26 protein-coding genes and 1 pseudogene are annotated in these 25,822 nt (G+C 40.1%); 7 read left to right on the top strand and 20 right to left on the bottom strand.

Annotated elements, in window-relative coordinates; genetic code table 11:
- Positions 1–63 precede the first annotated feature (63 nt).
- The 14 genes from AC4E8C_RS10280 to AC4E8C_RS10215 all read right to left on the bottom strand — a co-directional run bounded on the left by AC4E8C_RS10280 (position 64) and on the right by AC4E8C_RS10215 (position 12,762).
- Positions 64–837 carry an SDR family oxidoreductase gene (locus AC4E8C_RS10280; RefSeq protein ID WP_490212008.1) on the bottom strand — a complete coding sequence of 258 codons (774 nt, stop codon included), beginning with the start codon at positions 835–837 and terminating at the stop codon, positions 64–66.
- A gap of 24 nt (positions 838–861) precedes the next feature.
- Positions 862–2,067 carry an acyl-CoA dehydrogenase gene (locus tag AC4E8C_RS10275; RefSeq protein ID WP_490212007.1) on the bottom strand — a complete coding sequence of 402 codons (1,206 nt, stop codon included), beginning with the start codon at positions 2,065–2,067 and terminating at the stop codon, positions 862–864.
- Between the two features lie 121 nt (positions 2,068–2,188).
- Complete coding sequence (locus AC4E8C_RS10270; protein ID WP_490212522.1) at positions 2,189–2,584, bottom strand: PaaI family thioesterase; 396 nt, start codon at positions 2,582–2,584, stop codon at positions 2,189–2,191.
- Between the two features lie 34 nt (positions 2,585–2,618).
- Entirely contained in the window at positions 2,619–2,996 is a 378-nt protein-coding gene (locus tag AC4E8C_RS10265) for a PaaI family thioesterase (protein WP_490212006.1), read from the bottom strand.
- Positions 2,997–3,026: 30 nt separating this feature from the next.
- Complete coding sequence (locus AC4E8C_RS10260; RefSeq protein WP_490212005.1) at positions 3,027–4,211, bottom strand: thiolase family protein; 1,185 nt, start codon at positions 4,209–4,211, stop codon at positions 3,027–3,029.
- Positions 4,212–4,230: 19 nt separating this feature from the next.
- Positions 4,231–5,379 (bottom strand): acyl-CoA dehydrogenase family protein, encoded by a 1,149-nt coding sequence (locus tag AC4E8C_RS10255; RefSeq protein WP_490212004.1) that lies wholly within the window; start codon positions 5,377–5,379, stop codon positions 4,231–4,233.
- A gap of 17 nt (positions 5,380–5,396) precedes the next feature.
- Entirely contained in the window at positions 5,397–7,001 is a 1,605-nt protein-coding gene (locus AC4E8C_RS10250) for a long-chain-fatty-acid--CoA ligase (protein WP_490212003.1), read from the bottom strand.
- Between the two features lie 28 nt (positions 7,002–7,029).
- On the bottom strand, positions 7,030–7,941 hold the full coding sequence (locus tag AC4E8C_RS10245) for a ketopantoate reductase family protein (RefSeq protein WP_490212002.1): 912 nt from the start codon (positions 7,939–7,941) through the stop codon (positions 7,030–7,032).
- 68 nt (positions 7,942–8,009) lie between these two features.
- Positions 8,010–8,777: a class II aldolase/adducin family protein gene (locus AC4E8C_RS10240; protein ID WP_490212001.1), complete on the bottom strand. Its 768-nt coding sequence runs from the start codon at positions 8,775–8,777 to the stop codon at positions 8,010–8,012.
- 121 nt (positions 8,778–8,898) lie between these two features.
- Positions 8,899–9,303: a MaoC/PaaZ C-terminal domain-containing protein gene (locus AC4E8C_RS10235; RefSeq protein WP_490212000.1), complete on the bottom strand. Its 405-nt coding sequence runs from the start codon at positions 9,301–9,303 to the stop codon at positions 8,899–8,901.
- Complete coding sequence (locus tag AC4E8C_RS10230; RefSeq protein WP_490211999.1) at positions 9,300–9,749, bottom strand: MaoC family dehydratase N-terminal domain-containing protein; 450 nt, start codon at positions 9,747–9,749, stop codon at positions 9,300–9,302. The genes AC4E8C_RS10235 and AC4E8C_RS10230 overlap by 4 nt, the downstream gene beginning before the upstream one ends.
- Positions 9,750–9,768: 19 nt before the next feature.
- The gene (gene fabG / locus AC4E8C_RS10225; protein ID WP_490211998.1) at positions 9,769–10,533 is read right to left on the bottom strand and encodes a 3-oxoacyl-ACP reductase FabG; all 765 of its coding nucleotides are present in this window, start codon (positions 10,531–10,533) and stop codon (positions 9,769–9,771) included.
- A gap of 48 nt (positions 10,534–10,581) precedes the next feature.
- A complete protein-coding gene (locus tag AC4E8C_RS10220) occupies positions 10,582–11,760 on the bottom strand; it encodes an acyl-CoA dehydrogenase family protein (protein WP_490211997.1) in 1,179 nt (392 codons plus the stop codon).
- A 234-nt stretch (positions 11,761–11,994) separates the two neighbouring features.
- Positions 11,995–12,762, bottom strand: a complete 768-nt coding sequence (locus AC4E8C_RS10215; protein ID WP_490211996.1) for an SDR family oxidoreductase — start codon at positions 12,760–12,762, stop codon at positions 11,995–11,997.
- Positions 12,763–12,947: 185 nt separating this feature from the next.
- Here AC4E8C_RS10215 and AC4E8C_RS10210 point away from each other — a divergent pair, with 185 nt between their 5' ends.
- From AC4E8C_RS10210 to AC4E8C_RS10195, 4 genes are all read left to right on the top strand, one after another.
- Positions 12,948–13,100, top strand: a complete 153-nt coding sequence (locus AC4E8C_RS10210; RefSeq protein WP_490211995.1) for a YpzG family protein — start codon at positions 12,948–12,950, stop codon at positions 13,098–13,100.
- A gap of 216 nt (positions 13,101–13,316) precedes the next feature.
- Positions 13,317–13,820, top strand: coding sequence for a GNAT family N-acetyltransferase (locus tag AC4E8C_RS10205; protein WP_490211994.1), 504 nt, complete (start codon positions 13,317–13,319; stop codon positions 13,818–13,820).
- Positions 13,821–13,866: 46 nt separating this feature from the next.
- Entirely contained in the window at positions 13,867–14,124 is a 258-nt protein-coding gene (locus AC4E8C_RS10200; protein WP_490211993.1) for a YpbS family protein, read from the top strand.
- 132 nt (positions 14,125–14,256) lie between these two features.
- Entirely contained in the window at positions 14,257–15,906 is a 1,650-nt protein-coding gene (locus tag AC4E8C_RS10195; RefSeq protein WP_490211992.1) for a PAS domain-containing sensor histidine kinase, read from the top strand.
- Positions 15,907–15,927: 21 nt separating this feature from the next.
- Here the strand turns inward: AC4E8C_RS10195 and AC4E8C_RS10190 are convergent, their stop codons facing one another.
- The 3 genes from AC4E8C_RS10190 to AC4E8C_RS10180 are packed head-to-tail and all read right to left on the bottom strand — an operon-like array spanning position 15,928 to position 19,924.
- Entirely contained in the window at positions 15,928–17,073 is a 1,146-nt protein-coding gene (locus AC4E8C_RS10190; RefSeq protein WP_490211991.1) for a GerAB/ArcD/ProY family transporter, read from the bottom strand.
- Positions 17,074–17,096: 23 nt separating this feature from the next.
- Entirely contained in the window at positions 17,097–18,317 is a 1,221-nt protein-coding gene (locus tag AC4E8C_RS10185) for a Ger(x)C family spore germination protein (RefSeq protein ID WP_490211990.1), read from the bottom strand.
- Positions 18,314–19,924 (bottom strand): spore germination protein, encoded by a 1,611-nt coding sequence (locus AC4E8C_RS10180; protein WP_490211989.1) that lies wholly within the window; start codon positions 19,922–19,924, stop codon positions 18,314–18,316. The genes AC4E8C_RS10185 and AC4E8C_RS10180 overlap by 4 nt, the downstream gene beginning before the upstream one ends.
- A 151-nt stretch (positions 19,925–20,075) precedes the next feature.
- Here AC4E8C_RS10180 and AC4E8C_RS10175 point away from each other — a divergent pair, with 151 nt between their 5' ends.
- The gene (locus AC4E8C_RS10175; RefSeq protein WP_490211988.1) at positions 20,076–20,315 is read left to right on the top strand and encodes a YczF family membrane protein; all 240 of its coding nucleotides are present in this window, start codon (positions 20,076–20,078) and stop codon (positions 20,313–20,315) included.
- Between the two features lie 8 nt (positions 20,316–20,323).
- Here AC4E8C_RS10175 and AC4E8C_RS10170 read toward each other — a convergent pair whose 3' ends face one another.
- Positions 20,324–20,536, bottom strand: coding sequence for a hypothetical protein (locus AC4E8C_RS10170; RefSeq protein WP_490211987.1), 213 nt, complete (start codon positions 20,534–20,536; stop codon positions 20,324–20,326).
- 193 nt (positions 20,537–20,729) lie between these two features.
- Here AC4E8C_RS10170 and AC4E8C_RS10165 point away from each other — a divergent pair.
- Positions 20,730–21,673 (top strand): annotated as a pseudogene (locus tag AC4E8C_RS10165) (aldo/keto reductase family protein).
- A gap of 38 nt (positions 21,674–21,711) precedes the next feature.
- Here AC4E8C_RS10165 and AC4E8C_RS10160 read toward each other — a convergent pair.
- Together AC4E8C_RS10160 and AC4E8C_RS10155 are read right to left on the bottom strand one after the other, a co-directional pair.
- Positions 21,712–22,935 (bottom strand): MDR family MFS transporter, encoded by a 1,224-nt coding sequence (locus tag AC4E8C_RS10160; protein ID WP_490211986.1) that lies wholly within the window; start codon positions 22,933–22,935, stop codon positions 21,712–21,714.
- Between the two features lie 116 nt (positions 22,936–23,051).
- Complete coding sequence (locus tag AC4E8C_RS10155) at positions 23,052–23,318, bottom strand: phage holin (protein WP_490211985.1); 267 nt, start codon at positions 23,316–23,318, stop codon at positions 23,052–23,054.
- A gap of 258 nt (positions 23,319–23,576) precedes the next feature.
- Between AC4E8C_RS10155 and AC4E8C_RS10150 the strand changes: the two genes are divergently transcribed.
- Positions 23,577–25,679 (top strand): transglycosylase domain-containing protein, encoded by a 2,103-nt coding sequence (locus AC4E8C_RS10150; RefSeq protein ID WP_490211984.1) that lies wholly within the window; start codon positions 23,577–23,579, stop codon positions 25,677–25,679.
- Positions 25,680–25,822: the final 143 nt, after the last annotated feature.

Here is a 25,822-nt window from a genome sequence, read left to right as displayed (position 1 = left end):
TGCGCTGATCTCCCCCTAGAAATTTTAAAAATTACAGGTTTCCACTAAAGAACCCAATTTAACCTACATAGCATGTGCCCCGCCATCGACCACGACAATGTCTCCCGTCACAAAGTCGGAGGCTGGTGCTGCTAAAAATAACGCCACTCCTTTAATATCCGTATCGGAGCCAAATTTCCTTAATGGTGTCCCTTCCAAAATAGCCTCTCCTCCATGATCGAGCAGGCCTTTAGACATTTTTGTCGGGAAGAATCCAGGAGCAATCGCATTTACATAAATTCCTTGCGGCCCCCATTTTACAGCTAAATCCTTTGTAAACGTAATGACAGCGCCTTTACTAGAGTTATAGCCAATCGCATTCATATATTTAGGATTGCTGCCTTGTAAGCCGGCAACCGAAGCAATATTAATAATTTTTCCTGCCTTTTGTTCAAGCATCACTCTTCCAACCGCCTGTGACATTAAGAAAGTACCAGTCACATTGACATTCATTACCTTTTGCCAAGCCTCCAGCGGCATTTCTTCAACAGGAGCACCCCAAGAGGCCCCGCTATTATTGACCAAAATATCAATCCTGCCAAACTTTTCAACCGTCCGCTCCACGACGTTTCTTACGTCCTCAGGATTAGACACATCACATTTTAACGCGAAGCTCTCAACGCCAAGTTTTCGCAAACCCTCACTTACTTCCTCACACGCTTCTAGTTTTCTTGAACAGACCACCACATGGGCACCTGCCTCGGCAAATCCTTCCGCAATTTGCTGACCCAGTCCCCTGCCACCGCCTGTAACAATCGCCACTTTTCCGGTTAAATCAAATAGTTGTTTCACATTCATCTTTTCATCCCCCTACCAAATGATTCATCGATATTTTTTTAATTCGTACCTAGCGATTGCCCGTTTGTGAACCTCATCAGGACCGTCCGCCAATCTAAGCGTCCGAATATTGGCCCAACTTGCAGCTAGTGGTGTATCCTCACTTACACCTGCACCGCCAAAGGCTTGAATCGCACGATCTATAATCTTTAAGGCCATATTGGGGGCAACCACTTTAATCATCGCAATTTCAGCTTTTGCTTCTTTATTCCCCACTGTGTCCATCATGTAGGCCGCTTTAAGCGTAAGCAATCTAGATTGTTCAATTTCAATTCTTGCCTCGGCAATCCATTCCTGAATAACACCCTGCTCAGAAAGCTTTTTCCCAAACGCAACACGACTCTGAACGCGTTTACACAATTCTTCAAGTGCTCGTTCCGCAGCACCAATCGTTCTCATACAATGGTGAATTCTTCCAGGTCCAAGCCGTCCTTGGGCAATCGCAAAACCTTTTCCTTCGCCCCAAAGAATATTGGAAACAGGAACTCGAACATCTTTATACTCAATTTCAGCGTGACCGTGCGGTGCATGATCATATCCAAACACAGGTAAAATCCTTTTAATCGTGACTCCAGGAGAATCAAGTGGAACGAGAATCATGGATTGCTGTTCATATGTAGGGGCAGTCGGATCATTTTTACCCATTACAATCGCAATCTTACAGCGCGGATCTCCCGCACCAGATGACCACCATTTCGTCCCGTTAATGACATATTCATCACCATCGCGAACAATACTGGCTTGAATATTCGTAGCATCCGAGGACGCGACTTCCGGCTCCGTCATGGAAAAGCACGAACGAATCTCACCATTTAGCAGCGGCTTTAGCCATTTTTCTTTATGTTCGTCTGTTCCATATCGGACCAGAACCTCCATATTGCCTGTGTCAGGGGCGGCACAATTGAAAACTTCCGGTGCAATACTTGAACGTCCCATAATTTCACACAACGGGGCATATTCGACGTTGGTTAAACCGGCCCCAAATTCACTCTCTGGTAAAAATAAATTCCATAAACCATGCTGTTTCGCTTTCTCTTTAAGCTCCTCCATAATTGGCGGTACCTTTGAAAAAGGTGCATTTTTATCAATTTGCTCATGATAGAGTTTTTCATTTGGATAAACGTATTCGTCCATAAAGGCTGTTAGCTTTTTCTGATAGTCTTTTACTTTCTCGGAATAATCAAAATTCATTATTTGTACCCTCCTTAACATACTAACTAGTTGGTATGTTGTTAAATATATAATATTAGAAATTTTTAGAATATTCAACAGAAAATTTACGTCATTTTCTTCATCAATATAGTAGAATACCTTATGTCTTTCTAAGTATCTTATAAATTCCCGTTCCTTTCGCTACTACCTGCTGTTGATCATCTTGAATTTCAGCTTCAACCGTAGCAAGTTTATAACCTTTTTGGAGAATTTTAGCCTTTGCATAAAGGTTACCAGCATTTGTTGCAGTAAAATAATGAACATCCAAATTCATGGCCACTGCTGGTGCTTGATATATAGAATGCAGCACCGTTGTTTGAATCATCGCTAACATAGAGGCATGAACCCCGCCATGAACGGTTTTATTGGTATTTAACAACTCTTCTTTTAATGGGAGTCTTAGACCAATTTGATCGTCATCATAACGAAAAAGTTCAAAACCAATATGGTTGAAAAATGGGCTTGTTTCCAATTGTTTAAGAACGTAAGCATTCACTTCCTGCAATTTATCACCGCCCTTTTTACTATTCTTAAATAATAGGAGTTGTTTTGAAGGTACCAATTCCTTTGGCAACGAGGACTCTGTTAGGATCGTAAATGGCTCCTTCTGCCGTTACATATTTTTCTTCTATCTTCAGGATTGTGGTTTCCGCCTGATAGTTTTCTTTTGGTAAAAGGTCAAAAAAAGATAAGTTTAAATTTATGGTCGCCGCAAATGAATTTGTCTTAAGCGAAACGCTAGCTCCCATGGTGATGTCTAGCATAGTGGAGAAAACGCCGGGGTGGACAGTACCATCCTCTTGAAGTAAATGGGGCTGCCTGCTCAGTTCTAGCTGAAAGGGTTCGATCATTCCACTGCTAAAACCCATATAGTCAAAAAAAGTAGAGTTCGTTTTAGGTAGTTTCATTGTTACCCTCCTTTCTAGTTGAGAAATACATCACATAATCTCTACCAACATTGCCATCCCTTGCCCTCCCCCCACACAGAGAGTCGCAATTCCTCTTCTTTTCTGACGGCGGATAAGCTCGTAAAGTAATGTCGTTAGGATTTTTACCCCTGTCGCTCCAAGCGGGTGTCCGAGTGCAATGGCCCCTCCATTAACATTTACTTTGTCCATATCAAGATTCAATTCACGAATCACGGCTAACGACTGCGATGCAAAAGCTTCATTTAATTCAAATAAATCTATATCATCTATGGATAAGTTGGTGCGATCCATCAGCTTGTTAACAGCCGGCACCGGACCAATTCCCATCAGCTCTGGAGAAACTCCTGCCACGGTCCAGTCGACAATTCTTGCTAGCGGTTTGATTCCTAGATTTTCAGCTTGGCTGGAATTCATAAGGACCATCGCAGCTGCCCCATCATTTCGACCACAGGCATTTCCCGCTGTAACTGTCCCATTCTCTTTAAAGGCTGGCTTCAATTTAGTAAGGGCAGCTAAAGTTGTTTCCGGTCTTGGATGCTCATCGTCCGTAACCGTTATCGAACTTTTCTTCCCTCTCACCTCAACCGGTACAATTTCATCCGCAAATCGATTTTGTTCAATCGCAGCTGCAGCTCGGCACTGACTCTGATAGGCGAAGGCATCTTGATCTTCTCGGGAAATTCCATATCGTTCCGCCACATTTTCAGCTGTCATTCCCATGCCCAGCTCACGGCCGTAAATCTCATGCGGCTGCTGCCCTGCTTCAGTGTTTGCATCCACAAGCTTGGCTTGATCGCCGCCGAAACGGGTATTTCTTAAATACATTGGGGCATTACTCATACTTTCTGTACCGCCGGCCACAACAATTTCCGCTTGCTTGGTTATGATTTGCTGTGCAGCTGACGCAACTGCCTGCAGTCCTGACGCACATAGCCGGTTAATGGTAAATGCCGGGGCCGTTTCCGGTACACCCGCTCTTAAGGCAGCCACCCTCGCTACGTTTGAGGATTCGGTTGATTGCCTGACCTCCCCTAAAATCACTTCATGCACTTGTTCAGGTGTTATACCGGCTCGTTTTATGGCCTCTTTGATGACAATTGAGCCAAGAGTACCTGAGTTCACCGTTTTAAGGGCACCGCCATATCTCCCAACTGGCGTGCGAACCGCACTTAAAATGACAATATCGTCCATCATAATCCCCCTTGTTACTAGATTAGCTGTATTCTTTTTCCAGTTGGGCAGCAATGATGTTTTTTTGAATTTCCGAAGTACCTTCGTAAATCCTGGTTATTCTGGCGTCACGATAAAAACGTTCGACTGGATAGTCGGCAATATAGCCCAAGCCTCCATGAATTTGCACTGCCTTATCTGCGACCCGGTTATATACTTCTGACCCATAAAGTTTTAACATAGCTGCTTCTTTAATGACCTTCATTCCTTGATCCACCATCCAGGCCACCCGGTAAGTAAACGAACGAAGTGCTTCAATTTCAACTGCCATTTCAGCCAGCATGTGACTGACCGCCTGATTCACAATAATCGGCTTACCAAATTGGATCCGTTCTTTCGCATATCTCGTTGACATATCAAGCAATTTTTGACAAGAACCAAGATTACGAGAGGCTAAACCGGCTCGGCCGTTTGCCAGTATTTTCAAGGCATTGACATAGCCCTGGCCTTCTTCTCCCAATACATTTTCAATCGGAACCTCGCAATCTTCAAAAATTACTTCCGCGGAATGCGACCCTCTTAAGCCCATCTTTTTCTCAACAGCGCCCACTTGAAAACCTGGAAAGTCCTTCTCTACAATAAAAGATGTGATTCCCCGAGCGCCTTTTCCTGGGTCGGTTACGGCCATAACGGTAAAAACACTTGCTTCTGTAGCATTCGTAATATAATGCTTTAGGCCATTAATAATATATTTATCCCCTTTTCTGACAGCCGTTGTTTTTAAATTGGCAGCATTTGAACCTGCATCAGGCTCTGTTAAAGCAAAGGCGCCTATTTTTTCCCCTCTGGCCATATCAGGTAAATATTTTCCCTTTTGCTGTTCATTCCCCATTTCGACAATCCCAACAGACCCGATTCCCGTGTGGGCACCAATTAAGGTGGTATATCCGTTATGGGTTTGGCCAATCTCTTCATACAACGCACATTTTCCAACCATGCCAATTCCAAGACCACCATATTCCTCTGGGATACTTAGACCAAACAACCCCATCTCTTTTGAAAGTTGAATGATTCTTTCTGGGATATGGTTTTCCTCTTCGATTTGCATGGCAACTGCCTCTACCTCTGTTTGAATAAAATCCCTGACGTTCTTTTTCAAAAAAAGAATATCTTCATCTAATTCAAAGTTCATCGCTGACACCTCCACATTTAAACATGATTCTTTTGATCGACAAGGAGTCGTTTCAATATTTTCCCGACTGTATTCCGCGGCAGGGAATCAATGATTTCGAATTGCTTAGGCACCTTATAGCGGGTTAAGTTTTGGTAGCAATATTCCTGTAGATTCTTTACATCCAGTTCCCTGCCTGCTTTTGGAACAATAAATGCCTTTACTATTTCCCCTGCTTCCCCGTCAGGGATTCCCACGACGGCTGCCTCAAGTACATGAGGGTGTTCATAAAGAACGCCTTCAATTTCCTGCGGATATACATTAAACCCACCGACAATGATCATTTCCTTTTTCCTGCCAACAATGTAAAAATAGCCATCTTCATCCATTGTTGCTAAATCGCCTGTATAGAACCAGCCATCCCGAAGCGCTTGCTGCGTTTCTTCCGGTTTATTCCAATAGCCCAGCATAACTTGTGGACCTTTAATCAATAATTCCCCAACTGTTTTTGCTGGCAGGTCTTCCCCATTGTCATCCACAATTCTGCAGTCTGTATGTGGGAGTGGAATGCCAATACTCCCAATTTTCATGGCCCCATCCGGCGGATTTCGATGGGTGGTTGGTGAGGTTTCGGATAACCCGTAGCCTTCCCCGATGGCTACACCCGTCAATTCTGAAAACTTTTTTAAAATTTCTATCGGCAATGGAGCAGATCCACTGGAGCACATTTTTAATGATGTTAAATCAAAGCTTTCGATTTCTGGATGATTAACAAAAGCATTAAACATTTTGGGAACCCCAGGGAAGAAAGTAGGTCTATGGGTTTCAATGAGTGTAAGTACGTGGTCTAGTTTGAATTTATTGACTATTAGATTTGCTGCTCCCATATAAATACTTAGATTCATTCCACTTGTCATTCCGTACACATGGTAAAGCGGGGTAGCTGTTAAAATGGTTTCCTCACCGAAACGCATTTTCTTTCCATAAAAAGCCTTACTCTGAATGACATTGGCGATTATATTAAAATGGGTAAGCATGGCCCCTTTCTTGTTACCAGTAGTTCCACCGGTATACTGAATGACAGCAATGTCCTCTTTGGATGTGATAGCGCAGGTTTCGTGAAGCGGAGAAGCATGTTCGATTAATGTGAGAACACACGGATGGGTAATTGAATCTACGACAGGTTCGGTAACAAAAATCTCTTTAAAAGAATGAGACTCTTGGAGACCACTGATTTTATTGAGGCACTCGGGTTCTGTGACTAAATAGGCTGCATTAGAATCATTGAAAATCTCTAATAGTTCTCTTAAAGTATATTGCGGATTGATTTGGACAACAGTTAGGCCCAACTTTAAAGCTGCGTAATAGGAGATCACATAGGTAGGATGATTGGAAACCATTAATCCCAGGAACTCCCCTTTTTGAAGGCCACATTGTTTCCAAGCATTTGCCAGCCGGTCTACTTTATCCTTCAACTGTTGGTAGGTAAGTCTCTGTGTTTCATAAATAATTGCTGTTTGTTCAGCATACTTTTTGGCTGTGGTTTCTAATAAGCTATAAAGATTACATTCAGGAATATCAAAAGAAATCATGGTAATTTCAGGGTAGTGGTCCATCCAGGGCCGTTCGTGTTGGATTGCCAAGCCTTTCACCTCACCAATTAAAATTAATCTACGGTTGACTAGTTTCGTATCTTAAAAGATGATAAATTGTTTCTAAGATTGGGGTCTCCACTTTTACCTCTTTTCCCTTTTTGACAATATATCCACAGATGGATTCCAGCTCTAAGGTTCTTCCTTTTAGCTTATCCTGGAGCATGGAAGTTTGATGTTCTCGCGCTAGCTGCCCTTGGGCAAAGATTGTTTCGGAAAAATCAGCTTCAATGTCTACCCCAGCTGCTCTAGCCACAGCGTTTGCCTCTTGACACATCTTTTGGGCAGTTTGATACAATCCTTCATCCTCAAAAATAGCCCCTACCTTCGACTCAACCAAAGCAGTTAAGGGATTAAACGTGACATTCCAAAGTAACTTTTTCCACTTAATAGCCATAATGTTGCCTGATGGATAGGTCTCAATGTTGGCATTATTAAATATGACAGCGATTTCGTTCGTTTTTTCAGCTAACCGACGATCTAAAGCACCAATGATAAGTCTTGGCGGGACACCCACTTGTTTAACTACCCCCGCATCGGTCACAATTGCCTGAATATAAGTGGCCACAGAAATCATTCGCTCACTTCCAAATATTCTGCTGAGTATTTCTTCATTGTCTACGCCATTTTGGAAGGTCATAATGATGCAGGAATCTTTTAATATGGGTAAAAATTTTTCAGCAACCTCGGTGGTACTCGTTGACTTCACACAAAAAAGCAGTAAATCGACCTCCGCAAAAGACTGATAGGAATCAGTAAATTTTCCTTCGACCTTAAACCTGTCTACTTCACTTTCAATGGATAACCCTTCTGCTTGCATTTTGTCCAGCCGTTTACCCCGACCTAAAAAGATAACTTCATGTCCCGCCCTCTGTAATAATGCACCGAAATAACCGCCCACAGCACCGGTACCTGCCACACCAATCTTCATTTTCTATCCTCCCAGTCATCTATGTATGAATCTGAAAAGATAAACACCCTCTTTTCAGATATCCTTCATTAATCCAAAAGATCGGGCTGTTCTTTGACAATCCGATTCCATAATGGTTGAAATTGAAACCAGCCAGCACTTGGGATTCCGACTGTTTCATAGGTTACACGTGCACTTTCGTCATCAATCAAAACTGGTTTCCCGACTGATTCTGCAAGCATCTGTGCCTGGCAGGACCGTTCCATTGTAATAAACCACCAGACCGCTTCATCAACAGACCTTCCGACTGTCAGCAAACCATGATTTCTAAGAATACATGCTTTTTTGTTTCCTAAAGCTTTACCAATCCGCTTGCCCTCCTCTATTTCATGAACCACGCCCGTGAAATCATCAAATAAGGAATGGTCTTGAAAAAAGGCGCAGGCGTCTTGAGTGATAGGATCAAGGAGACGGCCAAGTGAAGACCATGACTTTCCATAGACAGAATGTGCGTGGGCAGCGGCAATGACATCCGGTCTTGCTGCATGGACCTGCGAATGGATGGCAAAGGCGGCACGGTTAACAGGATAATTTCCTTCCACGACCTCTCCTTCATGATTACAAAGGATTAAATCAGAAGCACTAATTTGACTAAAATGCATCCCGAACGGATTCACCCAAAAGTGATCCTTTCGCTCCGGGTCACGTGCGGTGATATGTCCAGCAACCCCTTCATCAAAGCCGAACTTAGAAAACAAGCGGAAAGATGCGGCCAATTTTTGTTTTAAATGAAGCCTTTCCTCTTCAATAGATGAAAAGACAGGGGGCTGATAATTCACTTTCAATTTCGTGGTCATGTCATCACCCTTTTTTAGTATTTTTCGTGTCCATCCCAATTAGCCTAACTTGACTAACTACTTATGAAATAAACCCGGCATGAGAGGGGTATTGCCACATGCCGGGTCTCTTTTTCAGATTTCATTCATACCTACAGTAAACTACTTCACCCTTTAACACTTCTTTGCCCTGTTGGTTAAGAGCTTGAACTTGAAAGCGGAGTTTATTATCGACTTTTTCTTTTAATGTCGCCCGAAGCGTCACGACATCATTTAAAAAAACCATACCTTTAAAGCGAATCGAATAATCCTGCACAAAGCCTTCCTCATAATAAGCCGTAAATAACTTAGCAAGATTACCCATTGTCCACATCCCATGAGCGATAATGCCAGGTAAGTCCGCCTTTTTGGCCTCATCATCAATCGTATGGATCGGGTTAAAATCCCCCGACGCCCCCGAATATTTAATCAAGTCCATCCTTGAAACCGGCTCGAGCTGAATGTCTTGGACGGATTCTCCAACTTGTAATTGTTCAAGTGTACTCACTTTACCAGCACCTTCCTCACTGCTTCCGAGATGACTACCGTTGAGGTAGAGCTGAAAATAAGCTTTCCTGCAGCATCGTCACCGAAGCTTTCAATGACGAGGAAGCCCATCTCCCCAAAGTTCCCTTTTTTCTCAAAATAGTTTTTCACCTTTGAATAGCAGTAAACATCCTCTCCTACCAATAATGGCCGCACATAGTGAAAGGTTTGTTCACCATGGATTAAGCCTTTAGGAGGCAGGTTCAATCCTTCAATCACACCGTAATCGAATACCCTTGCGAAGGTCGGTGGTGCTATATTGGCTTTGTATCTAGAAAGCCTCCCGGTTTCTTCGTCCCAATAGATGGGATGCAAGTCGCCGATGGCTTCAGCAAATTTTTTCACAGCGCCTCTTTCAACGGGATTTTTCACCTTATTTGATTGTTTGCCGATTTGATCTTTAAACAAATCCTTTCACCTCACCTTATTAACATTTTGGACCGCCAGCAACATAGATAACTTGACCACTAACAAAAGATGATTTTTCATCTGCAAAGAAAGCAACAGCATTGGCGATATCTGCAGGCTTACCGCTTCTGCCAACCGGAATACCCGCTACACTTGCCTCGATTAACTTTTCAAACGGGATACCGATTCTAGCTGCTGTTTCCTTTGTCATTTCGGTTTCAATGAAACCTGGGGCAACGGAGTTAGCAGTAATTCCATATCTTCCTAACTCAATGGCTAACGTTTTTGTAAAGCCCTGCAAGCCGGCTTTAGCTGCCGCATAGTTTGCTTGACCTCGATTTCCAAGCGCTGAGGTTGAAGAGATATTTATGATTCGGCCGTATTTTTGTTCGACCATATATTTTTGGGCGGCACGTGCTGCATTAAAAGAACCCTTTAAATGCACGTCCATTACCGTTTGCCAATCGGAATCGGTCATTTTAAATAGGAGATTATCGCGGATGACTCCAGCATTGTTGACAAGGATATCAACAGAACCAAATGCCTCATAAACCTCTTTTACAGCCGTTTCAACCTGTTCTGCATCTACGACATTGGCAACCTTCGAATAGACTTCATAGCCTTTTTCTCTTAATTCGCTTGTGGTTTCATTCAATGCTTCTTCGTTTAAATCAATTAATGCTACCTTTGCTCCCTCTTGGGCAAAAAGCTCAACTATTCCTTTCCCGATTCCTCGGCTTCCCCCTGTTACGAATGCAACTTTCCCCTCAAATCTACCTGTCAATTTCTTTTCCTCCTAATCTATTAATTAGATAGCGCTTTCAATTTTATTTTAAACGTATTGTCCAACTTTTACATGCCCTTTTATTAAGTTCCGTGCAATAATCATGCGCTGAATTTCATCTGTTCCATCATAAATTCTCCACAGTCTTGCCTCACGGTACCAGCGCTCTATTGGTAACTCTCGGGTATACCCCATCCCCCCATGGATTTGCAGAACACGATCCACGACTCTGTTGCCCATATTGGAACCATATAATTTTGCCATTGAGGCAAGATGACGATTATCTTCTCCTTGGTCAAGAGTAAACGCCGCATTTAGAACCAGCCACCTAGCCGCTTCAATTTCAACAGCTGAATCTGCGATTTGCCATTGAATAGCCTGCCTTTCCGCAATTGGCTTGCCAAAAGTAATCCGTTCCTTTGAATAGTCAATCGCCATTTGTAATAAGCGTTCGGCCGATCCAACTGCTCTTGCCCCAACAATCCATCTAGCAAAGCCGATCCATTCAAGTCCAAGATTATACCCTTTGTGTAATTCACCCAAAATATTTTCTTCAGGAACACGTACGTTATCAAATACTAGACCGGCTGGACCCCATTCCCCCATCGTATGTATATACTCTGATTTCCAGCCCATATCGCGGTCCGCAATGAAACAAGTAACCCCTTCTCGTCCACGGGTTTCTTGGTGCCTGTCTTTATCCGTAATAGCGATTACCATAACAAAGTCAGCTTCATTTCCACCCGTAATAAATGTTTTTTCCCCATTTAATACCCATTCATTTCCATCCTTAACGGCTGTCATTTTAATATTTTGGGTATCAGAACCTGCGCCAGGTTCAGTCATCGCAAAACAGGACTTCTTCTCTCCGTTAATTGTGGGGAGTAAATATTTCTGTTTTTGTTCTTCATTTCCATAATAGAGAATATTATCTGCTGAGCCGCCAAATGAAAAGGGGACAAATGTTTTTGAAACTTCCATTAACACAATCGCCATCATCATTTGCCCTAAGTCCGCACCACCGTATTCCTCTGGTGTATTAATTCCCCAGAACCCCGCTTCTTTGGCCTTTAATTGCAGCTCTTTTAATTTGCCCGGAGGAAGACTTGGCTTACCTTCCCGTTCATTTCTTAATACATCATTTTCAAGAGGAATGAGTTCTTTTTCTACAAATCTTCTAATTGTTTTCTGGACCATTTTTTGTTCATCGGTTAGTCGTAAATGCATTTAGTTCACTCCATTCTTATTCTTGAAATCTAGTTTTTCCTTCTATAATAGAATATGCAAGAATTTCTTCATACATACCTACCGGTTAGTATGTCTTTCTTTATTTTATTCCGAAATTTCAGATAATACAAGTTTTATTTGCTTTTTAATTAAAAAAATCCTCTGTTCACTAAACAGAGGATTTCTTGGCTTTCTTGATAAGGTTTGTCCTAATTCGCCTTAGGTCCATTCGAATTAAACACGGAAATCAGGATTATTTTTTAAGAAATTCTGCCATGCCATGACCGTACCTTGGTTAATTTCGTCTCTTGCTGCATAAAGCCTTTCCTTTGTTCCACCATATCCAATTTCATGTTCACCTTTTTCTAATTCATTAAAGATGGTATCGGCAAAATCAGATAAAGGCGCTCCAAAGGTATGCAATCCAGCTCCGCCTAAGTCCGTATTGACAGCAGGAGGAAGTATTTCAACCACTTCAATACTCGTTTCGGCTAATTGGTGCCTTAAAGTAGTTGTAAAAGAGTGCATCGCTGCCTTTGTTGCACTATAAACTGGCACCCAAACACCTGGCATAACCGCCAATCCCGATGTTACATTGATAATGGAAGCTTGTTTTTGTTTCCTCAAATGCGGTGTAAACAGCATGGTAAGATGGATAGGACCATCGACATTAATAGAAATCTCGTTTCGATAGTACTCCCAATCCTTAGTTGCGTTTAAAAGGTCTACCCGTTGCTGTATTCCCGCATTATTCACTAGAACATTTAGATTCGGAAACTGTTGGGCTGCCCATTCAAACAAATTTATTCGGTCCTCCTCTTTTGATACATCACATACTTTCGTTTGAATGTTAGGAAATTTTTCTTGGACCTCCCGCAATTTTTCTTCGCGGCGGCCGACGACAATGATTTCATTTCCTCTTTTATAAAATCTTTCTGCAAAGGCTAACCCAATTCCTGATGCACCGCCGGTAATTAAAATGGTATTTCCTGTTAATTTCATTATTTCATACTTCCCCTTTTTTGTTTTTTTGCAGTTTACTCTCAACATATTTAGAGTAAACCGATAATTCATCATTCATTCATCCTAATATTATTGACTATTTTCTGGGTTTTTTACAAATGCTAAGACTGATATTCATGCAACTGAATATCATCGTTTCAAATCCTATGATGAGGTGATTGTTGATGAGCTATCGAGAGCAATTAGATCCGCAATCAGAGCTTTTTCACTCTACTTTTACCCGGCCAAAGCACCAAAAAGCACAGGTCAACGGGCAAACACGAGTGTCGCAAAACCAGATCATCTTAAGGAGTAACGCCAAGGCCCATCGCTGGTAACCGTCTTGGCATGAAACGAAATATAAGAATAGACCTTTTCCCGAATAGTTTTTGGGAAAGGGTCTTTCTTCTGTTGAAATCTCCTGCAAATTGGGTGTCTTCACTCATATTGAATTTCAGAAAGTTTTTACCATCCACAGTTATCTATATATTGAAAATATATGTTTATAAGGATATTATAAAATCTATTAAAGAAAACTGGAACGGGGAATGAAGATGTTTGAAGAATACATAATCAGAGATGCACAATTAGAGGATTTGTCCACCATCGTAAACCTATACAATTCCACCATACCTGGCAGGATGGTGACTGCTGATATCGAGCCAGTATCAGTAGAGAGTCGATTGCAATGGTTTAACGACCACTCCCCCTCTTCTCGACCATTATGGGTTGTAGAGACAAACGGGGAAATTTGTGCGTGGGTCAGCTATCAATCGTTCTATGGAAGACCTGCTTATCAGGCCACAGCCGAATTAAGTATTTATATTAATGAAGCATTCAGAGGAAAAAAACTTGGGAAATACCTTTTTCAAAAAGCAATTGAAGCCTGTCCGGAACTGGGAATTAAGACATTACTCGGATTTATCTTTGGTCATAATGAGCCAAGTCTAAAGCTTTTTCATTATTTTGGGTTTGAAAAGTGGGCACACCTTCCGAATGTGGCAGAATTAGATGGTATTGAAAGAGACTTACTAATTCTAGGTAAAAGAGTTTTTTAATCTAAATCAAATAATACACTAAAACAGGGAGTAGGAGTAATTCATAATGAGCTTACATAAAGCAATCACTGAACATGTGAGTAAACAAAATAAAAAGATCCATGATTTCCTTTTACTTGACCAACAAAGAGAAATTTATATCGAAGAAGCTTTAACATTGTGTAAAAATGGAAAAGCTTTTACTACTGAAAAAATTAATACTGTTACGAATCAAATAAATGAACTAGCCCGACAAGGGATTATACCAACCCGTAAGCTTGTAAGTGTAGAGATGATTAACGAATTTGCTTTAAAATCCATCTAATTTTTATGTAACCTTAATTTGGTAAAGGGAATTTCGCCATTCCAAAATAACTATTCTTTTAGTACTATATTAATAGTACTAATAATTTCATCAACCTTGGGACCGCATTTCCCTAAAGAACTGGAGATTTACATGAAAAATAAAAAACTAGTCCTCCTTTATTTCATTACTAGTTTTATATGGATTTATGGATCAAATTATTTAATTGAGGAATTTGTGCATGCTGCCTACATTCCACTAATCGAGAGAATAAAAGAATTCTTTTATGTAATTGTTACGGGAGGATTTATTTATTTCTTTATTAATAAAAAACAAGAATTATCCGAATCCTTAGAGGACCAAAAACGGCTTTCCACCTTAATTAATTCGATGGTTGACTTTGTTAACTTCAAAGATGGAGAAGGTAAATGGATTGAAGCTAATAATTTTGGATTAAAATTATTTCAGCTAGAAAACGTCAATTACCGTGGTAAAAAAGATTCTGAATTAGCGCTTTATACGGATACTTATGCAGATGCCCTCAGATACTGTGAAATATCTGACGAGGAAACATGGAAAAATGGGAAGATAACCCGGAACGAAGAAATTATTCCTCTTCCTGATGGTACAATAAAAACCTTTGACACAATCAAAGTCCCTCTATTCAATCCTGATGGGTCAAGACAAGGATTGGTGATCATGGGCCGTGACATCACGGAAAAAAAGGAAATGGCTAAACAATTAGCTGAGAGCCAGCAACAATATAAATCTCTGTTTGAATATAGCCCTGATATCGTTTATATGTTGGATTTAAAAGGGGAAATCACTAGTTTAAATCCGCAATTTGATGTAATAACAGGGTTTACCCGCAAAGACATAATTGGGAAGAATATTAAATTATTATTACCTAAGAAGTATCGAAAATTCTTGCCAAAGTTTATTTCGTCTGTAACAGAGGAAGGAAAACCGGTAATTTACGAAATTCATATTCCCAATGCATCTGGAAATTATCTTACTCTACAATGTACTTCCCTTCCGATTATCATTAATGGGAAAATTTCCGGTATTATTGGATATGGTAAGGATGTTACCACCTTAAGAAAAACAGAGGAACGATTAAGGAGAACAGAAAAACTATACGTCGTTGGGGAGTTGTCTGCAAGTGTTGCTCATGAAATCCGAAACCCGCTAACTTCATTAAAAGGATTTGTCCAGCTTTTACAAAAAGATGATGAAAAAAATCAATTATATTATCGAATTATGTTGGATGAGTTAGATCGCATCAACCATATTGTTGGTGAGCTCTTGATTTTGGCCAAGCCCCAGCATCTTAAATTTTCTAAAGCAGTGCTTCAAAAACTACTAAATGATGTCACGTCCTTATTAAGTACCGAAGCCATTTATTATAATGTTCAAATTGACTCTTATTTTCCGAAAGAAGACCTCATAATTGAATGTGAGCCCAATCAATTAAAGCAAGTCTTTATCAATATAATTAAAAATGCAATCGAAGCTTCTGGAAAAGGCCAAACAGTTTCCATTAGATTAGATGTTGTTGAAGGCCGGGTTTTAATTACTGTTAAAGACACTGGCTGTGGGATTTCAAAAGAGCGCCTAGAAAAAATTGGCGAACCTTTTTATTCCTCCAAAGAAAAAGGGACAGGTTTAGGTTTAACGGTCAGTTATAAAATTGTCCAAACACACAAAGGGTCTATTCGTTTCGAAAGTCAAAAAAATCTGGGTACCACTGTGTATGTAACTTTACCATTTAAACAGGGGCATAAGATAAAAAGCATAGTCTAAGTATAGAAAAACTGCCTTTGGTTATTGACCATCGGCAGTTTTTTGCTGATTACCATCCTTATCTTGATGGGGCTTGCTTTTCTTCCGATTACGGATAAAAGCAATGAGAAGTAATACGATTGGGATGAGGATTTGAAAGGGCCAATGTAAATAATAAGGAACAATTTCCAACCCTTCTTTAATATGTTCTGCATAATTAGATGCAATCGTAATGGAAGCAAATAAAATAAGGGCACCCATCGGAAAACTTAATTTCTTAGGATTACTGAATTTGAAGATATCTGCAATACCCGCTACAGCAGCATAAAAATAGATGGTTATTTTGAAAAAGCCGCCAACCACTAAATAAAGCATAAATAACACATCAAGCCGTTCAATAAAATTAGCCAATTTTATTTTACTAACTGTCGATAATAAGGGGAAATTGGCTCGAACAAATAAATCTGGTCCAAGTGCCGCTACATTTATTACAGCGGTAATGGTAATATTAATGCCCGCCAGTACCATTCCGCCTATTCCAACAATTTTCACCTTCTTGGGATCATTCATAAATGGGAGGATCATCGTAAATACCACCATTTCTCCAAAGGGAAATGTGATGGTTTCGCCAATGAAGGTTTTCATTACTGGCATCCAGCCATTCTCTAAAACCGGTCGGAGATTACTAAAATGGATGATTCCCGAAAAGGCAACTAATGCAAATCCCATTACTGCTACGATGTAAATAACATTAAAAAAAAGCTCACCTACACGGGCAATCACCTCAAAACCCTTATGTATCGCATAAATAATCGTCAGGATCATTAAGCAGTTAATAACAATTAAGGGGGTTACTGTGTAAATGGTGGAGGTTAATAATTCACCAAAGTCACGAAGGACCCTGGCAGAACAATATAGGAAATAGACAATATAAAAAAAACCAATTATCCTGCCAATCCACTTTCCCGTTATTTCTTGAACATAGCTTGTCAAGGGAAGATTGGGATAGTATTTATATAATCGATAATAAATAAGAAAAATAAATAATCCCCCTGCCAACCCCATCAAAATGGCAATCCACGCATCTTGTTTCGCTTGTGCTCCAAGTCCTACAAGAATAGCACTTCCCATCTCAAACAGTACGACTAAGACAAATAGTTGAGATGCCTTGATCTTTTCCTTTACCATACACTCCCCCCCTTACCAAGAACTTATTTTCCAAAAGTTGACCAAAAAGGTTTTGTCCGTATCCCTTCTCGGCGAACATAGAAATCTACTTTTGCATTTACCTTCAATGTGGCAAATTCTTCATCCCAATTTTGTTCAAGCTTCTTCCATAATTCAGGGTTTGACAAATGAACTTTTTCACCAAAACCAAGGATATCACTCTTTTGTTTTTGTGCTGCTTTGACCGCAGCCAAAACCTGCCTACTTGTTTCTCTTTCAACTAGTTTCTCAATTTTAGAAATAACATCAGGATTGGTCAAATCGATCGCTGTATTTGCTTCAGATATCCATCCTTCACTGTCGATCGCGATATTAATGCTGGGCTTTTGATTAATGATTTTTACAGATACTTTTGTTTTCGACCGGATGGGTGCAACCGTAAGAGCTTTCTTTTTATCATTCCAGTTAATGGAGAGTTCAGTACTTTTTAACTTATTTAGTATCCAGATGATTCCCTTAGCTTGGTCATTTCCAATCCAACCATGTAAATAGCCATCCTTAAAAATGGCTAACCCATCTGATGATAGAAAAGCATCGGTGGTCGTTTTTTGGAGGTTTTCTGCCTTTCTTGCTTTTGATTTATTCCCAACCACTCGGTAACTATTTAAAAAAGGTTGTTTTCCTTTACTTAGTAACCCTGTAAGAAAATCATCGATATTGATACTCATATTTTCACCGAGCATACTTTCAGATGACTGGATTTGTTTGGTGATTTTATTAACAGGGAGTCTATCTAGGATCGTAAGTGTTGTCACTATTTCTTCAGCTGTGCACCCCTTGGTAATAATTAATTCCGTTGTTGTTCGGAATTCAGGGTCCCGGTCTAATGCATCTAATACATATAGCATACTTTCCCTTGCTACTTCTTCACTAATGACAACTACATTCGTATGCGCATAATAAAGGCGCCGTGAAACTCTTTTAGTGGCATTTCTTGCTGCCTCTGTAATTGTGTCTCCTTCACTTTTATAAACAGCGATTGGCAGTCCTCCTCCTCCTCCTCCTCCCCCCCCTCCAGATTGCCCTGAAGATACATTTCCCGGATTTACAAGTTGAAAGGATAGCTCAAACTTTTTATGCTTACCCTTATCAACACCTAGGGCCATGACAAAGGCTAAGTCTGTTAATTCCTTCTGGTTCCAGCACGCACTTAATAAAGGTAATTGCAAGAGAATAATGGAAAGTAAAAGAAAACTTTTCCTCATGATTGATCACCCTTATTGGTTTGACTCTCATCAGTTTGTGGAATCACAGGCTTCTGATTATCTCCTGTTCTGATCACATTTCCTTTACTCATAAATGGTGGTCTTTTCTTAAATGCCCAAAGGGGAAAACGAAAAAACGCGTCTTGTTGATTCCCGATATTAAATGGAGCTATAGGCATCATGTATGGAATTCCAAAAGAGCGAAGTGAGCATAAGTGGATGGCCATAAACATAATTCCCAGCATCATTCCATAAAAGCCTAAAATACTAGCTAATCCCATTAGAACAAACCGGAGTAATCTTGCTGCAATCGCCATCGCAAAAATTGGTGTCGAAAAGTTGGCAATCGCGGTAATTGACACCACGATGACCATTACGGGTGATACGAAACCGGCTTGAACAGCTGCTTGACCAATTACAAGAGCCCCCACAATGGAAACAGCCTGACCAACTGCACGTGGAAGCCGTAAACCGGCCTCCCTTAAGATTTCAAAAGTTACCTCCATAATTAAAGCCTCCACAAGTGCTGGAAAAGGAACATTTTCCCTTTGTGCTGCAATCGCAATCGCCATTGTGGTTGGAATCATTTCTTGATGAAAAGTAGTGGCTGCAATATAAACAGCTGGACCCAACAGAGCAATTAAAAAAGCTAAAATCCTTAACAGTCTAATTCCTGTCGAAATATCAAATCGTGAATAATAATCATCTGGTGCTTGAAAAAACTGAATAAAAATAGCCGGTGCTGTTAGAACAAAGGGCGACCCATCCACAATAATGGCTATTCTTCCTTCAAGAAGCTGCGAGGAGACAACATCTGGCCGTTCCGTATGATACGTGGTCGGAAAAGTGGTCCAAGTTTGGTCCTCAATTAATTGTTCGATAAATCCCGAATCCAGAATACCATCCATATCAATTCGTTTTAATCGATCCTTAATTTCTGTAATTATTTTTTCATTAGCGATTCCTTTCACATACATAATGGCAATATCCGTTTGTGTCACTGTTCCAATTTTCATTGATTCCATCCATAAATTAGGACTTTTTATTCTTCTCCTAATCAGTGCTGTATTTGTTCTCAGTGTCTCTGTAAAGGAGTCCTTCGGTCCTCTTATCGACAACTGTGTGGTGGGTTCAGATATAGAACGCTTTTCCCAGCCCTTTGTCTCTCCACTTATTGCTTTCGTACATCCGTCCAAAAATATAACCGTATTTCCTGAAAGCACCTCATCATAGACCTGATTCCAATTATCTATGGTCGACACACTGCCTAAGGCAACCGCTTTATCCAACACGTACTGAAAAAGATCCAATCGTTCTTGAATCTCATCTTTCTCCATTATTGGTTCTAATAAAAAGTCACTAATACTATCTACATTCGCTAATCCGTCTACAAATACCAAGGCACCTTTATGGACAACATTTACTTTAAATTCCCGTATAACAATATCTACACTGTTTCCCAATTCTTCTTTGATCCGATTTATATTTTCTTTATACTCTCTAAGGAGTGACAGCTCTTCTGGCTTGAGTGGGTCTTGTTTTTGCCTATAATTATCATCCTGTCGTTTTTTCTTCTTTTTTTTCAATATACTGGATAAAATCGCCACAAGTTTCACCCCGAATCCTTGGGATTATTATGGGTATTTTACCCAAAGAGCACTTTAATATCCATTTATCCCAAAAAACTATATCAGCAAGATGTATAAAGCTTTCATCTTCTCAAAATACTATTCGTACTGTAGATTGTAGGTGAAACGAATGAAACAATTCTTGGTTGCCATCTTATTTGCTGGTGGACTGTTAGCTATGATTATTTTTCTGGACTTTATCATGGGAACAAGCCCCGAAAGGTTAATATGGAAAGCTTTGAATCCGTTTCGAGTAATGGAAGCAGCAGAATACATAATCATACTTTTGTTTATTCTTATCTTTTGTATCATAGCTATTAGGTCATATATAAAAAAGAAGCGGCAAAGTCAGCCCCAATCTGAAAAGTAAAAAAGAGCTCAACCAGAGTGTGAGCTCTCCTTTTCATTCTCATGAAGAACGATGGGCTTTTTTCTTGTAATGAATGTTAAAATCCTCGTGGTACGATTCCTCCACTTTGTTTTTCTTTCAATATTTTCACCATACACAAATAAATTCCAAAGATAATAGATTAACTCCTCCACAATCAGGAATAGGAAGAATAGTATAGTAATCCAAACCCAAATGGACATATCTACGACCTCCTTCTTAATCGAATGTCTCATCCTATTCGAAAAACTAAAAAAGAAGTACTTTCTGCTAAAATTTTTACTTTTCTATGGTCTATTTATTTAATAGTAACAAAAGTCTGCCAATTTGTAGACATTTTGGCAAAGAATGTGTATTTTTATTTTGTGACCCGAATTTTTTTAAGGAGAGGATCTTATGGAATATCGTCGTTTAGGAAAGACAGGCTTGAAAGTTAGTGAAATCAGCTTGGGCAGCTGGCTTACATACGGAGGATATGTTGAGGAACAAAATGCCACTTCCTCCATTGACAAGGCCTATGACCTTGGGATTAACTTTTTTGATACCGCCAATGTATATATGCGCGGGGAAGCGGAAATTGTCGTCGGTAAAGCATTAAAAAATATGTACGTGATTCCTATGTCCTCGCAACCAAAGTTTTTTGGCCAATGGGCGATGGACCAAATGACCGCGGACTTTCCCGCAAACATGTAATCGAACAATGTAATGCCAGCTTAAAACGCCTTAATACTGATTATGTAGACATTTATTATTGCCACCGTTTCGACCCTGAAACCCCACTTGACGAGACATTAAGGGCTCTTGATGATCTTGTACGTCAAGGCAAGGTATTATACATTGGGGTGAGTGAGTGGACAGCCGAACAAATTTCTGAAGCCGTTCATCTTGCTGATAAAAAACTACTTGACCGAATTGTGGTGAATCAACCACAATACAGCATGCTTGAACGCTATATTGAAAAAGAAGTACTTCCTGTTTCCGAAAAACATGGAATTGGTCAGGTCGTATGGTCTCCACTAGCACAAGGGGTGTTAACCGGAAAGTATAAAAAAGGCGAAAAAGCTCCTGCAGGCAGTCGGGGGGCGCAAGAAAAATATAATGGACTATTTGGCTTGTTAACAGATGAAAACCTTGATCGGGTCGAACTTTTGAAAGAGGTAGCAGCTGACAATAATCTTACTCTTGCTAATCTTGCCCTTGCATGGATTTTAAGACAAAAGGATGTTGCCAGTGCTTTGGTTGGGGCGAGCCGGCCTGAACAAATAGAAGAAAACGTGAAAGCTTCGGGTGTGAAATTGAACAACGAAACACTTGCTAGAATCGAAGATATTTTAAGATAAATGTGAAAAATGCCTCTTTATATATCGAGAGGCATTTTTTATGTGGTTTTCCCTGAATGGACGGATAGTGGTTTAACTGAGAACCTCTGCCCTAACGTAAAGAATATGATGCTTCCAAGAGTGATAACCGCGAACGTCCAAAACATCATTTGTCCTTGAAAATGACTTAGTAAAAACCCGCCAAAAATAGGCCCAATAAAATTCCCTATTTTTCGAAATTGGGCTGCTCCAAAATAGGTTCCCCGTAAATGCTCGGGTGCCAAATGATCAATCATCATGCTATTGGATGGGAAAATCAAAATTTCACCAAGTGTCAGTAAAACCATGGCAGCAATGGCGGTCACCCAGCCATTTACAAAACTAAAACCGATTAAACCCGCACCCATAAATAGGGCACCCACTACCATGGACTGCATTAATTTAAATTTCTCAGCCAAATGGCTAATTGGCATCTGCAAGCATACCACCATTACAGCATTAATGGTTAACAGGATGGAGAAAATAACCACACCATTTTCCAATTTCCCTTCTAGGATTTGCGGTAAATTGGAGTCGATTTGTACATAGCCCATATTGATTAAAATGATGCCAATAATCAAGTACCTTAAGGCTTTGTCAGATTTAATAATTTTAAAGGCATCACCAAAGGAAACAACCTTCTTCTCATTTTGACCGTGTAGAGGTAAAACTAGTTTTGCCAAAAAGTAAATTAATACGATGGCATATAACAGATAAATTGTACCCGTAATCGCAAAGGATAATTTAGCCGATGTATTAGCTAAATACGCACCAATAAGAGGTCCAACGGAAGCACCAATATTCATGGCGGTATACCTTAATGAATAAACCTTCATTCTCTTTTTCTGGTCTGTTAAATCGGCCATTAAGGCTTGTGAAGTTGGTTCAAAAAAGGAATTACAAAGTCCATTCAGGGCATTTAACAAAATAAACCAACCTTGTCCTGTCGCCATCGTGAACCCATAATAAACAAGGGCTACCGTAAACAACGCCGACAGCATAACCGGCTTCCTTCCAAACCTGTCTGACAAATGACCGCCAACAAACCCACCCACAGTTGCCATTAATGGACTCATTCCGACCGTTAGGCCAATTATTATTGGAGAGAGTTCCAAATTCCTCGATAGGTAAATCGAAAGAAATGGAAGGGTCATAAAAGCTGAGCCTCTGGAGAGAACGGTCCCAATTAACAGTACCCAGACAATCGGATGAAACTGTTCCATATAGTTTTTAACCTTATTCATATGTAGTTCCTCACATTTTATTAGTTTATTAATCTAGTTAATCAATTTGTTTAGCATATGTAAAGAATTTTCTTACATTTAAAAAGCCAGTACTGCTGCAGCACTGACTCCTTTTACTAATTGGGATCTTTGTATTTTAATGCACGGTCGCTGTCACCATATCCTTTGGTTGTAGGATCCTGTACAATTCCTAACATTGAAAGCAGAACAAAAATCGCATTAGCTAATGTTAGTATAGAATTTTGAACGGCATCTGTTAATTGAAAATCAATCAGACCTAGTGAATGTAAGCCTGCTAAAACCATTTGGGTTACTATTAAAAGTTGTGAAATAAATGCAATTACCCAATTCCTGTTTTTAAAACGGACTTTCCAGTTAATCAAGATCACCCATCCCCTTTCACATGCTTTCTACTAACATATGCAAGCATCTCAAAAGGTTGTCCACGATTATCAGGGGTTTCTTTTATCTTATCCACTTCTCTTCGCATCGCTTTAAAACATAATCGATTATCCCCAAAAATTGTAATTACCGCCAAACATGTAGATAATAGGAGAAGAAACAGTTATTATTGGTCTTTTTCTATGAGAAAAATTATAATGGAAAAAGTGAAAAATTTGTTATGAAAGTAAGGAGATAGTATGGAGAAATCACATCCATATCGAGATATGCTTATTCGTTTTTGGAAAAAGAGACATCTCACACAAATATTATTATTACTGGTTCTTGTCGTCGTCTTATCGACAATTGTTTATTTTGGCTGGCTGGCATCGAGGGCTAATGTTGAATCACTAAAACAGGGACTTAGCCAGCCAACTGTTATTTATGATCACAATGGTCAAGTTGCCAGCAATGTTGCCACTAACCGAACAAAAGGTGTGGATATTGCAGACTTGCCCAAATATGTACCCAACGCTGTAGTGGCGATCGAAGACGAACGCTTCTATGAACATGGCGGTTTTGATGTAAAAGGAATCGCTCGTGCCTTCTTCAGTAATTTATTCGCAGGTGAAATAACAGGCGGCGGAAGTACGTTAACGCAGCAACTGACCAAAAATGCGCTTCTTTCTCCGGAACAAACCTATAAGCGGAAAGCGGAAGAATTATTTTTAGCGGTCAAAATCGAGAAAGTCTATACAAAAGATGAAATTCTGCAAATGTATGTCAATCAAGTTTATTTTGGCAGTGGTGCTTGGGGAATTGGTAATGCCTCAAAAAAATATTTTAATAAATCCATTCAAAATGTAACCATTAGTGAAGCAGCCCTGCTGGCTGGATTGTTACAGTCGCCAAATTATCTGGATCCGTATAAAAACTATGACCGAGCCATGAAGCGGCGAAATGTTGTATTAGGAAAAATGAAGGAACTTGGGATGATTACGGCTGCTGAGTATACTAAGGCTAAAAAAGAAAAGATTCGCCTGCACGATGGCGGCGGCAGTTTTGTTGAACGAAAATATCCGTACTATGTAGATGCGGTCTTAAATGAGGCAATTTCTAAATATGGAATCACACAGGAAGAAATTTTAACAAGAGGATACCGAATTTATACGGAATTGGATCAAAATCTACAATCAGGTCTTGAAAAAGTTTATAGTAAAAGCTATTTGTTTCCTAGAGGAAAAGGCGGGAAAATTGTCCAAAGTGGATCAGTCTTGATGGATCCTTCATCAAGCGGTGTTCGTGCCCTTGTCGGCGGCCGCGGTGAGCATGTGTTCCGTGGTTTTAACCGGGCCACCCAATTACAAGCACAACCGGGATCAACGATTAAGCCGTTGGCCGTTTATACACCTGCCCTTGAAGAGGGATACAAGTATTCGTCCGAACTTGTTGACGAACCGACCACTTTCGGAAACTACAAACCAGAAAACTTTTCGAAGACATTTCAAGGTAAAGTGCAACTGTACAAGGCACTAGAAGAATCACTTAATGTTCCTGCTGTCTGGCTCTTAAATGAGATTGGATTAAATAAAGGCTTGGATTCATTAAAACGGTTTGGTATTCCAGTGGAAAAAGAGGATAGGAATCTCGCCGTTGCCCTTGGCGGCATGAGTAAAGGGGTCTCACCCTTACAAATGGCCAATGCTTTTACTGTTTTTGCAAATGAGGGAAAACGACAGGACAGCCATCTGATTACAAAAATTGTCGGACCAACCGGAAATATTATTGACGAACGGGAAGCGAAAACAACAAAAGTAACCTCTAAAGGAGTCGCGAATGACATGACTGCCATGTTATTAAATGTAGTAGAATCAGGTACTGGGAAAAAAGCTCAGATCCCGGGCGTGCAAATTGCCGGGAAAACAGGGTCAACCCAGCTCCCCTTTAGCGGTGTTAGTGGAACGAAGGACCAATGGATGGTTGGTTATACCCCAAACATTGTTGGGGCAATCTGGATGGGTTATGATCAAACGGATCAGCAGCATTATCTGCCAAGTGCAAGCTCTTCTAATGTTGTTCCGATTTTTAAAGAGATTATGAAAGAGTCGATTCTTCATCTGCCGAAAGAAAACTTTGAGGTGGTCTCAATTAATTCACAGCTTGCTGGTGAGAACTCATCCGGCATAAACATTAACGATCAAGCCAAGGAAATTAGCAAAGAGTTGAATGAAAATGCAAAAAAAATTGGTGCGACGATAAAAGAACAAGCCCCTGAGTGGAAAAGAGGTTTGGAAAAAGCGTTATATACGATTGGAAAAGGAATTGATTCATTAGTTAGTAAGGTCCAAGATTTAAGACAATAGTACACATAAATCAAACTAGAAAAAATAAAAACGGTCCTCATGACGTGATCATGAGGACCGTTTTTATATATTCATGCGGATTGGATTCATGGAAAATGAGCTTCCCTTTTCCTATGGGAGTCATAAAATCCCCATTTATATCG

Source organism: Neobacillus sp. SRL179 (assembly GCF_984799095.1).
This window is presented reverse-complemented; position numbering and strand designations above follow the sequence as displayed.